The sequence below is a fragment of the Archaeoglobus sp. genome, assembly GCF_017656475.1.
Taxonomy (GTDB): Archaea; Halobacteriota; Archaeoglobi; order Archaeoglobales; family Archaeoglobaceae; genus Archaeoglobus.
The window spans coordinates 25,556-34,537 of sequence record NZ_JACDNT010000019.1 but is presented as its reverse complement, the minus strand read 5'-3'; the positions used below and the strand labels follow the sequence as shown (position 1 = coordinate 34,537).

Below are 8,982 nucleotides of genomic sequence, written 5' to 3'. Positions count from 1 at the left end.
CGCCGAGAACTGCTACGGTTTTTATCCTCTCCTTTACATCCATATTAATCACCTGCTTCACCATCAGTCGCACATGTATTAAGTTTTTCCGTTTTATTCGTTATCCTTGAATTTAAGGTGTAAAAAAGTTCTAAATTTTTGCAATAAAGTTCTTTACATTCTCCTCAACTTTGGAGTAGTCGTATGTACATGTTACAACGTTGCCAACAGGAGTCCCTCTCAGCTTGAGTGGGTTGAAGGGGTTTCTGCCCCCATAAACAATGAGGGTATCGCAGTTGTATCTGACACCTGAGATCTCAACTCCCTCTACTCTCTCCTTTCCGGTAACCTGAATATCTCCTGTGAGTTCACCGATCTCCACCTCATAGCCAAGCTCGCTTAGCTGAGATTCAGCGAGTTTCACCACCACGTCATCTTTCGCTGCCAGCAGCACTTTCTCGCCTATTTTGTGGTTCTCAGAAATCTCTCTCAGGGCATTGTCGAGTGTGTAAATACCTTTAACTTTCTTGCTTAGCACGTTCAACTTCACAGGGGCGGCATCAGCCGCACCAGTGGCGAGTATGACTCTCCTTGCCTCATATCTTTTCAGACCATTACCTGAATTTATTATAACAGGCTTTGACTTGATGACGGTTCCTACATCAACAGGAATGTCCTCTTTTATTTCTTCAACCTTTTCAATATACTTTTCGTATTTTGATCTGAATTCTTCAAGCTTGGAAAATACGACAATTTCTCCTCCGCTGCTTCTCATATCGAATACGAGGGCTCTGAATCCCTTATCCATAAGTGCTTCGGCACACATCAATCCTGCATAGCCAGCGCCTATTACTACGTAGTCTATTGATGCCATATTTCTTCACATCCAGATTATGCTCTTTACATTCATCACACTGTCTCTGCATTAAACAATTATGTCTCTATGGTCATTGTTAGCATTCAGATTTCCACCGGGACAGCACTCTTTTTGAAATAGTTATACAGTTCAAATCCCCATCTTATCGCACTGCTGTCTAAACTCAGCAGACCACTTTCTGTATCATATTTTCCATCCCTGAGAAAGAAGCCCATACAAAGCGCCCTTTCAGTAACAATGACCGTTAACTTAACATCGTCGTTTCTGTAAATCTTACCTCCATTCGACAGATAGTGCTCCAGTTCTTCTCTGTACTCACTTTTAAGTTTGTTCAAAGCTTTTAGCGGTATTATTACCTCAACATCGGCTTTTGCTGAAATTTCCGCGAACATTTTGGGGTGTGAGGGGAAGAAAATTGCCGACGCAAGTCTGACAACCTTAGATTCGGTGTAAATAGAAGAGAATACCTTGAAGTGTCTCAGCACTTCATCTTTGCCACTTCTCAGTATCTCGTAGTCTCCAATTTCGTCTATTCTTAACTTGAATTCATCCGGAATTCCGCTAAAATCATGGATCTCCCAGAACTCAGGATCCTTATCCAGTATCTCTACTATTTTTCTGAACTTTTCAAGTGCAAGATATACGAAGTAGCCCTTGTCCGTCAGAATATAGCGAGTGCCGTCTTTCTCCACGAATCCTAGTTCATTGAGTTTTTTCAAATGTCTTGAAATCAGGGGGGATGATATCCCCGTCAAATCGCTAATTTCCTTAGTAGATTTCGGAGAACTTGAAAGAATATTTAGAATCTTTTTCCTCTGCCCTGAACACGCAAGGGCTTCAAAGGTATCCATAATGTCAAATTGGGATTGCAATGTTTTAACCTTTTTCTTTTTGGTTAACCATTAATGTAAAAAGTTTACTTTATCGGTTAACGATTGACCAAAGAGGTTAGAAAATAACCTGAGATATTAAATTTTAATCAAAACAAATAAAAAAATTTTTTATATTCCGTAGATAACAAGGGAAACATGGAACCGGCAACTGGTGTGTGTAACTTGGGAGGGAATGCTGAGTCAAAAGTGGTTTTTGAACCCGTTACATTAACAGCAGAGGACATCGCCAAAATCTTCAGCGATAAAAAGTCAAAAAAGTTTTTGACACACCTTAAGTCCTTAGATTTTGATAAGCTAAAGGGTAAACTTATACTGATCGAAGAAGGAGTTGTTGCAGTTTGCAGACAGCTTATTGAGAAAAAAGCTCTCGTCCTTGTTAAGATCATTGGTAAAGAAGAAGACTTCTTGATGGCCTACGAAGTCGAAGATTCCAGATACAGGATATATCTCGAAAGTGAAAGTTTCGAGCTCAGTTTCAAAAACTTCTGCTGGAACTCACCATGCTGGGCCGTGCCGGTTTACGTAATGTTCCCCTCGCTATACCCTGAACTGTGTGATAATGAAGTCTGTAAAAGGTTTACGAATACGTGAATTTAAAAAGCGAGTTCTCATTTTTTGCTCATGCAGAGAAGAGTTACGGATGAGGACATCAAGAAGAAACTTGACAGGATCAGTTTCAGGATAGCCGTAATGAGTGGAAAGGGGGGAGTCGGAAAATCCACAGTCACAGCATTGCTCGCTGTACACTATGCTAAGCAGGGAAAGAGAGTCGGAATTCTGGATGCGGACTTTCTCGGGCCGAGCATCCCCCACCTCTTTGGTCTTGAGAATGGTAGGGTTGCTGTAAGCGATGAGGGTCTGGAGCCGGTATTAACGCAGAGGTTTGGGATAAAGGTCATGTCCATGCAGTTCCTACTCCCGAAAAAGGAAACGCCAGTAATCTGGAGAGGCCCTCTTATTGCGGGGATGATAAGGGAGTTTCTCGGCAGAGTTGCGTGGGGTGAACTTGACTACCTGCTGATTGATTTGCCCCCAGGAACAGGAGATGCGCCGCTTACAGTAATGCAGGATGCCAAACCAAATGGCGCGGTCATAGTTTCCACCCCACAGGAACTGACGGCTGCGGTAGTAGAGAAGGCTATAACAATGGCAGAGCAGACGAAGACTGCTGTTCTGGGAATTGTGGAGAACATGGCCTACTTTGAATGTCCTAACTGCGGTGAGAGAAGCTACATATTTGGACAGGGGAAAGCATCGGAACTCGCGAGGAAATATAAAATAGAATACCTCTATGAAATCCCCATCGACTCAGAGTTGCTGAGACTATCCGATTTGGGAAGAGTGGAGGAATACGAGCCGGACTGGTTCGAGTTCTTCCCCTACTGAATTTTTTTGATATCCTTTATTTTGAGCAAAGCCGAGAATCTGTATCCTCCGAAGACATCTTTGATTCCGGGCAGTTCGTCGTTTATCCCGCCGTAAAGCTCCAGTTCTCCAGAACCTTTTTCGATTTTTGCGTAGCTAACATCGGGAACAATTTCCACGAAATCTTTGACTCCCATCGGCTCGGCTAACCTGTACAGTATCCAGCTTCCGAAGCTGTCGAGCGGGTTCGCATCAGCCTTCACTTCTGGTTCAACCACGAGTTTCGCAAGGCTATAACCACCTCTCATCGCCACACCGCCGAACTTTTTCTGCTTGAGCAGCGGATGGTCTCTTGTTATCTCAATAACGGCAAGCTTTTTTGGAAAGCCCGCTACAAAACCTCTCAAAAGAGAGACATCGTTGTCAACATACATGAACGGACAGTATGCATAGTTTCTTCCGTTGTACTCAACTTTCAGAAAAACGGCGAATTCTCTGTATTGAACAAGTCCCGGAGCCTCAAAATTTAGCTCTGGAAAGTTCGGGCTCTGAGAGACGATGTCGGCAAAGTAAACATATCCCTCTCCGTCACTTTTCATCTCTCCTGGAAGCAAGTCCTCTACACCTTCAAAGCTTGCATGAACGGCTATGGCATCCATACCGTAGTTCCAAGGACCTGAAGGCACCAATGCAGACCTTCCCGATTTTGAGTATGGTGTCGTCCACGCCATGTTCCAATTTTTTCTGAAAGTATTATTAACTTTGGCTACACTTGGCTTCATGGAAGAGTGTCTTGAAATGATATATACCAGAAGAAGCATCAGAGTTTACTCGGATGAGGAAATAAGCGATGAGGACATCGAAAAAATTCTCAAAGCTGCGATGCTCGCCCCTTCTGCAGGAAACGAGCAACCCTGGCACTTTGTAGTTGTAAGAAACAAGGAGATGCTTAAGAAGATGAGCGAGGCTTTCACGTTTGGCCAGATGCTCCCCCATGCGAGTGCAGCTATAGTGGTCTGCGCTGACCCCAAGCTCTCGAAATATCCTTACGAGATGTGGGTTCAGGACTGCAGTGCTGCCACTGAGAACATCTTACTTGCTGCACGGTGTCTCGGTATAGGCTCCGTCTGGCTTGGTGTTTATCCGAGAGAGGAAAGAATGAAGGCGCTGAGAGAGCTTCTGGAGATACCTGAGAACATAGTGGTTTTCAGCGTCGTTTCACTCGGCTATCCGAAAAATGAGAAGGACTTTTACGAGGCTGGGGATAGGTTCAACCCTGACAGAATTTATCGAGAGAAGTGGTGAGGTGCTTCTCCACCATAATTTTTTCGAAGTGCAGGTAGATCTCCCTTGGCTCAGGTAGTTTTCTGTAAACAACACCTTTCCCCACAGGATCCACACCTGATTTTGCCAACTCTTTAATCTTCTTGTCTCTCTCACAAAACTTGTTGAGGTACTTCTGCAGAGCTTCGATTATGTTCTCCTTGCCGTAAACCGGATTTCCGTGGGAGGGGATTGCCAGATTTATGTCTCTGCTCTCCACCTCCTTCATCAGCCTCTTCACCGAGGCAGCAAAATCCCTCACATCGCAATCCAGGCAGCCATACCAGGGTCCAAAGCTTGTGAGGTCGATATCGCCGAGAAAAATAGCCTCATCATTCACAACAAAGCAGCAGTGCCCCGCTGAATGCCCAGGAGTGTGCAGAACCTCAACACCAACGCCGTCAAATTCAAGCTCGTCTTCATCCTCAAAAACATCATAGACACTACCAAATTCAAAGTTTATAAACATCTTAGCCAGATCACCCAAACCGTACCTTTCCCTGAACTCCTCGTAACTTTCAATCGCCTCCGCATCGAGAGGGTGTGCCAGAACCTTTCTGCCTATCCTGTTCATCGCTATATGGTCTTCATGCCAGTGAGTGTTGAGAACATAATCAAACCTCAATGAAGCGAGTTTTTCACCGGCTCCAGTGTCGATAATACAGCTTTTCCCGACAATCAGACTGTGGCTGAAGGGATATTTCCCGGAATTCGGAGCCTCGATTATCTTGTACATTGATTGAATTAGAACAACCTTAATTAATCTTTTTTCTCCAAATCCGGTGATGATGGTTATAGTCAACTACGGCGTCGGAAACCTGAAGAGCATCTCAAAGGCTCTTGAAACGGTAGGAGCGAGTGTAGTTGTAACTCAAAACCCGGATAAAATAAAAAGCGCGTCAGGAGTTGTTTTTCCTGGAGTGGGTGCTTTCAGGTCTGCAATTGAAAGATTGAATGCGATGAAAGACGTAATAGATTCTTTGGAGGTTCCGATACTTGGAATTTGCCTCGGAATGCAGCTTTTCGCCACAGAAAGCACAGAAGGTGGTTTGCATAAAGGACTGGATTACATTCCTGGAAAAGTGGTGAGGTTCCCTCCGAGCGTTGGAAAAGTGCCGCACATGGGCTGGAATACGCTTGAGATAATAAAGGAGACAGAAATACTTGAAGGCATTGAGAGTGGCGAGTTTGTATACTTCGTCCACTCCTACTACATGCAGACTGACGATGAGTTTGTAATATCCAAAACCGACTACGGAATAGACTTTCCTTCGGGAATCGAGAGGGAAAACTACTTCGGCTTTCAGTTTCACCCTGAAAAAAGCGGGAAGATTGGGTTGAGAATTCTGGAGAACTTCGTCAGCATCGTCAGGAGGTAGGAGGGAATTCTTTGTCCATCCTGTAAACAGTTCCCTTTGCAAGAGCTACGAGCTCATTTTTGGAATTTCTCACCTCCATCAGATACGTAGCAGTCCTATTTCCGAGATTGACTTCTTTTGCCTCAGCTGCGAGTTTTTCTCCTTCAAAAGCGGCTTTCATGTAGGTAATGCTCACTTCGATGGCAAGTGCAATCTTTCCATGGCTGTTGCTCGCCAGAGCAAAGGCTAGATCCGCAATAGAGAAAATGATGCCACCATGGCAGACTTTTGCAGCATTAAGATGCTCATCTTTAACGACCATTTCGACCTTTGCGTAGCCCTCCTTCATCTCCAGAATTCTCGCACCCAGCAGCTCGAAGAGCTTGTCGTTTTTGTACATGTATTCTCTGACCTTTTCCACCATTGTCCCTGCTTGGCATTAAAGCAAAAAACTTTGCCTGTGCAGTCCTCATTATGATGATAATAATCTGACTAATATAAAAAGGAAAAGATTTAAATATCCTTAAGGTAAATCAACACTATGAAAGCAGTGATTGAAATAAAGGACATGATCATACTCTCAGTTATTGCACTGGGGCTGCTAACTATTCAGCTGGGAGTATTGGGCTAAAGAAGGAGTTCATTGAACGCTAGAGAAAGGTTTTTCAGCTTCAAGATCAACATAGACTAAATGAAGGATGAACAACGCAAAAATCTGCTGGACTCACTCGAAAACCTCTCAATTTCGGGCTCGGTTATAATGACCTTCGCAGTTCTCGTTATAGTCCTAAAAGTTTCAGGTCTTGACGTGGTTCATTCTGTAGCAATTGCCTTTGCATTTTCGACTGCCGTTCTAATATTCAGGTTGAAAAAGTGATTTAGTTTCCATTACTCCCGCCAACCCTTCTCATGTACTTTTTCAGCGATTCCTTAATAATCTCCTCTATCTGGTCTAAATCCTTAGCTGCATTTTCCATCATTTCGCGAATGGCTATTGCAACATCCTCAATGACGAGAGAGCAGTCCATTCGCTGCATTTCGATTTCTATCGAGTTCTCCTTTATATTGACCAGAACCTCACCAAACTCCTTTTCGAGCATCTTCTGAATTGCAGAAAGACTTACAGGGGCACCCTTAAATACCAGAACGTCATCTCTGCCGTAGCCCCCAATTGAGAACTCAGGGTCTGCAGGATAAAGCTTCATCTTGCAGAATCCATCCTCTGACTCCACTTTAAGGCTGAACATCGAATCACCTTACCATATTAACCGCTTCTTTGAGAATTTCTTCGACTTCTCTGTATTTTTCTGCAGCCTCTCTGAGTTTCTCAGCAATCTTCGGATCTGTGCTTTCAATCTTGCTGGCTACTTCTTCAAATCTCTCTCTGTGCTCCTTCGTGTGTTCAACCCAATGCTTCAGGAGGTGAGGGAGTTTCTCCATAAAAAAGTGTTGATTTAGAGTTTTAAAAATCCTTTGATTTCTCCCAGTAAAAAGTAATGAAGGGCTTTGATTAAATCCAGAGAAGATCTCTGCCTCAATCTCTTCTGTATATCACACCATCTGCTTTACCCGAAGGTATGCTGTACTTGGGCGGAAGTATACCGAGCTTCCTCGCTTCCTCCTCAAGCCAATCTCGGTGGTCGGGATGAGCAATCTGAATCAATGCCGCGGCTCTCTTGTAGATCGGCAAACCTCTCAGGTATGCGATGCCCCACTCGGTGGCCACATACTGCACCACTGATCTCGGGACGGTAATTGCTGCTCCAGTTGGCAGTGCGGGAATAATTCTGGAAGTGCCGTTGTATGTGGAGTAAGTCGCAAGCACGGCCTTCCCCCTTCTGTCGAAGCTGTAGAAGCTGCCAAGTACAAAGTCAAGCTGCCCACCGGTGCCGCTTACCTGGTAAATCTTACCTGTCGGAGACGTCAGACCAATCTGTTCCGAATTTACCTGCCCCATCAGGTCAATCTGAGCTATCTGGTTCAGGGAGAACATTTTCGGCTGTTGAGCAATAACGAATGGGTGGTTGGTGTACTCTACCGGATAGGTCGCCACCTTCGGGTTCCTGTCAAGAAAGTCGTAAAGCTTTCTCGTTCCAAGAGCGAAGGAGAAGACTGACTTGCCTTTATCCAGTTTCTTCTGACTGTTTGTAACTATCCCGTCCTCTATCAGCTCCATAAGCCCATCTCCAATCATCTCCGTGTGTATTCCAAGGTCTTTGAATCCAGCCTCTTTCAGCATCTTTATAACGGTGTTCGGCAACCCACCGATTCCCACCTGAAGCGTTGAACCATTCTCCACAAGCCCTGCTTCAATTATGTTCTCCGCTATCATTTCGTCCTCCTTGGTAGGTGGTGGCAGAAACGGCAGGAACGGTGTTGGAAATTCCCTGTCTTCAACGATGTAGTCAACCTCCGAGATGTGGATACACTCATCATAGCCTCCATTAATCCACGGCATGTCTTCCTTGACAACCAAAACAACGGTATCCGCTGCCTCTGCAATCGATTTCAGGAAGGTGCAGGTAACGCCGAAGTTAAAGTAACCGTGTCTGTCCATTGGAGTTGTGACAAGAAAAGCCATATCCACTGAATCTATACCAATCTCTCTCGCAATCAGTCCTGCATCTGATAGCACTCCCGGTCTATGTACACACGGGCCAATTTCTTTGCTGTATTTTCTCACCGGCTCATACAGGAAACAGCTTTCCCACTTGAACGTTTCCTGCTCAGGGTCAGCTTTCAGAAACTCGTACGGTGCAAGGTCTATGAATGTCCCTATCTCGACGTTGCTCAGCTCATCCTTTCTCTGTGCCAGATACCTGTCTATAATCAGAGCGGTGTTAGCAGAACCACCTATTTCTATGTGCATTCCGTCTTTGACTAATCTTGCCGCATCTTCGGGACTGATAAGCTTCTTCTCATACTCGCTTTTGTAGTCCACACTATCACCTCTAAGGTAAAGATTGTACAGAAAATATAACTCTTTCTAAAAAAATATAATTTAAAAGATAATTGAAAAATTGAAAAATGTTAATGCTTAATTTTCGCATAGAGACTGGAAAAATTCTGGTAGTGACTCTTTTTCTGTCTCCTTTATTCTTTGCCGTCCAATTTACTTCAGAAACGATTCAGGTTTAAATGATTGCAACCACTATTTAAAAAGGAAAACGAGATTGCAAAACACATA

At 44.2% G+C, this 8,982-nt stretch carries 13 protein-coding genes; 5 read left to right on the top strand and 8 right to left on the bottom strand.

The annotated features are described in order from the left end of the window. Nucleotides 1-130: 130 nt before the first annotated feature. Together H0Z19_RS07120 and H0Z19_RS07115 are read right to left on the bottom strand one after the other, a co-directional pair. Complete coding sequence (locus H0Z19_RS07120; protein WP_290725222.1) at nucleotides 131-853, bottom strand: FAD/NAD(P)-binding oxidoreductase; 723 nt, start codon at nucleotides 851-853, stop codon at nucleotides 131-133. An 86-nt stretch (nucleotides 854-939) separates the two neighbouring features. Next, nucleotides 940-1,707: a winged helix-turn-helix domain-containing protein gene (locus H0Z19_RS07115; protein ID WP_290725220.1), complete on the bottom strand. Its 768-nt coding sequence runs from the start codon at nucleotides 1,705-1,707 to the stop codon at nucleotides 940-942. A 177-nt stretch (nucleotides 1,708-1,884) separates the two neighbouring features. Between H0Z19_RS07115 and H0Z19_RS07110 the strand changes: the two genes are divergently transcribed. Further along, complete coding sequence (locus H0Z19_RS07110; protein ID WP_290725219.1) at nucleotides 1,885-2,340, top strand: hypothetical protein; 456 nt, start codon at nucleotides 1,885-1,887, stop codon at nucleotides 2,338-2,340. 30 nt (nucleotides 2,341-2,370) lie between these two features. Continuing rightward, complete coding sequence (locus H0Z19_RS07105; RefSeq protein WP_290725218.1) at nucleotides 2,371-3,135, top strand: Mrp/NBP35 family ATP-binding protein; 765 nt, start codon at nucleotides 2,371-2,373, stop codon at nucleotides 3,133-3,135. Here the strand turns inward: H0Z19_RS07105 and H0Z19_RS07100 are convergent. Next, nucleotides 3,129-3,845, bottom strand: coding sequence for an acetoacetate decarboxylase family protein (locus H0Z19_RS07100; RefSeq protein ID WP_290725216.1), 717 nt, complete (start codon nucleotides 3,843-3,845; stop codon nucleotides 3,129-3,131). The two genes, H0Z19_RS07105 and H0Z19_RS07100, sit on opposite strands and share 7 nt — an antisense overlap. A gap of 49 nt (nucleotides 3,846-3,894) precedes the next feature. Here H0Z19_RS07100 and H0Z19_RS07095 point away from each other — a divergent pair, with 49 nt between their 5' ends. Next, on the top strand, nucleotides 3,895-4,419 hold the full coding sequence (locus H0Z19_RS07095) for a nitroreductase family protein (RefSeq protein WP_290725213.1): 525 nt from the start codon (nucleotides 3,895-3,897) through the stop codon (nucleotides 4,417-4,419). Here the strand turns inward: H0Z19_RS07095 and H0Z19_RS07090 are convergent. After that, entirely contained in the window at nucleotides 4,385-5,173 is a 789-nt protein-coding gene (locus tag H0Z19_RS07090) for an MBL fold metallo-hydrolase (protein ID WP_290725211.1), read from the bottom strand. The two genes, H0Z19_RS07095 and H0Z19_RS07090, sit on opposite strands and share 35 nt — an antisense overlap. A 49-nt stretch (nucleotides 5,174-5,222) precedes the next feature. Between H0Z19_RS07090 and hisH the strand changes: the two genes are divergently transcribed. Then, a complete protein-coding gene (gene hisH, locus H0Z19_RS07085; RefSeq protein WP_290725210.1) occupies nucleotides 5,223-5,816 on the top strand; it encodes an imidazole glycerol phosphate synthase subunit HisH in 594 nt (197 codons plus the stop codon). Here the strand turns inward: hisH and paaI are convergent. Continuing rightward, nucleotides 5,806-6,219 (bottom strand): hydroxyphenylacetyl-CoA thioesterase PaaI, encoded by a 414-nt coding sequence (gene paaI / locus H0Z19_RS07080; protein WP_290725208.1) that lies wholly within the window; start codon nucleotides 6,217-6,219, stop codon nucleotides 5,806-5,808. The genes hisH and paaI overlap by 11 nt on opposite strands. Nucleotides 6,220-6,486: 267 nt before the next feature. Here paaI and H0Z19_RS07075 point away from each other — a divergent pair, with 267 nt between their 5' ends. Continuing rightward, nucleotides 6,487-6,672, top strand: a complete 186-nt coding sequence (locus H0Z19_RS07075) for a hypothetical protein (protein ID WP_290725205.1) — start codon at nucleotides 6,487-6,489, stop codon at nucleotides 6,670-6,672. Between the two features lies 1 nt (nucleotide 6,673). Here the strand turns inward: H0Z19_RS07075 and H0Z19_RS07070 are convergent, their stop codons facing one another. The 3 genes from H0Z19_RS07070 to H0Z19_RS07060 all read right to left on the bottom strand — a co-directional run bounded on the left by H0Z19_RS07070 (nucleotide 6,674) and on the right by H0Z19_RS07060 (nucleotide 8,736). Further along, the gene (locus H0Z19_RS07070) at nucleotides 6,674-7,042 is read right to left on the bottom strand and encodes a hypothetical protein (RefSeq protein ID WP_290725204.1); all 369 of its coding nucleotides are present in this window, start codon (nucleotides 7,040-7,042) and stop codon (nucleotides 6,674-6,676) included. 4 nt (nucleotides 7,043-7,046) lie between these two features. Beyond that, nucleotides 7,047-7,235: a hypothetical protein gene (locus H0Z19_RS07065; protein ID WP_290725202.1), complete on the bottom strand. Its 189-nt coding sequence runs from the start codon at nucleotides 7,233-7,235 to the stop codon at nucleotides 7,047-7,049. Between the two features lie 94 nt (nucleotides 7,236-7,329). Then, on the bottom strand, nucleotides 7,330-8,736 hold the full coding sequence (locus H0Z19_RS07060) for an acetyl-CoA hydrolase/transferase family protein (RefSeq protein ID WP_290725199.1): 1,407 nt from the start codon (nucleotides 8,734-8,736) through the stop codon (nucleotides 7,330-7,332). Between the last annotated feature and the right edge of the window lie 246 nt (nucleotides 8,737-8,982).

What these genes read in the sequence shown, in the direction of transcription:
- H0Z19_RS07070 (WP_290725204.1), bottom strand. Translation starts at nt 7,042, where the DNA reads ATGTTCAGCCTTAAAGTGGAGTCAGAGGATGGATTCTGCAAGATGAAG.
- H0Z19_RS07120 (WP_290725222.1), bottom strand. Translation starts at nt 853, where the DNA reads ATGGCATCAATAGACTACGTAGTAATAGGCGCTGGCTATGCAGGATTG.
- H0Z19_RS07110 (WP_290725219.1), top strand. Translation starts at nt 1,885, where the DNA reads ATGGAACCGGCAACTGGTGTGTGTAACTTGGGAGGGAATGCTGAGTCA.
- H0Z19_RS07090 (WP_290725211.1), bottom strand. Translation starts at nt 5,173, where the DNA reads ATGTACAAGATAATCGAGGCTCCGAATTCCGGGAAATATCCCTTCAGC.
- H0Z19_RS07115 (WP_290725220.1), bottom strand. Translation starts at nt 1,707, where the DNA reads ATGGATACCTTTGAAGCCCTTGCGTGTTCAGGGCAGAGGAAAAAGATT.
- H0Z19_RS07105 (WP_290725218.1), top strand. Translation starts at nt 2,371, where the DNA reads ATGCAGAGAAGAGTTACGGATGAGGACATCAAGAAGAAACTTGACAGG.
- hisH (WP_290725210.1), top strand. Translation starts at nt 5,223, where the DNA reads ATGATGGTTATAGTCAACTACGGCGTCGGAAACCTGAAGAGCATCTCA.
- H0Z19_RS07100 (WP_290725216.1), bottom strand. Translation starts at nt 3,845, where the DNA reads ATGGCGTGGACGACACCATACTCAAAATCGGGAAGGTCTGCATTGGTG.
- H0Z19_RS07095 (WP_290725213.1), top strand. Translation starts at nt 3,895, where the DNA reads ATGGAAGAGTGTCTTGAAATGATATATACCAGAAGAAGCATCAGAGTT.
- paaI (WP_290725208.1), bottom strand. Translation starts at nt 6,219, where the DNA reads ATGGTGGAAAAGGTCAGAGAATACATGTACAAAAACGACAAGCTCTTC.
- H0Z19_RS07075 (WP_290725205.1), top strand. Translation starts at nt 6,487, where the DNA reads ATGAAGGATGAACAACGCAAAAATCTGCTGGACTCACTCGAAAACCTC.
- H0Z19_RS07065 (WP_290725202.1), bottom strand. Translation starts at nt 7,235, where the DNA reads ATGGAGAAACTCCCTCACCTCCTGAAGCATTGGGTTGAACACACGAAG.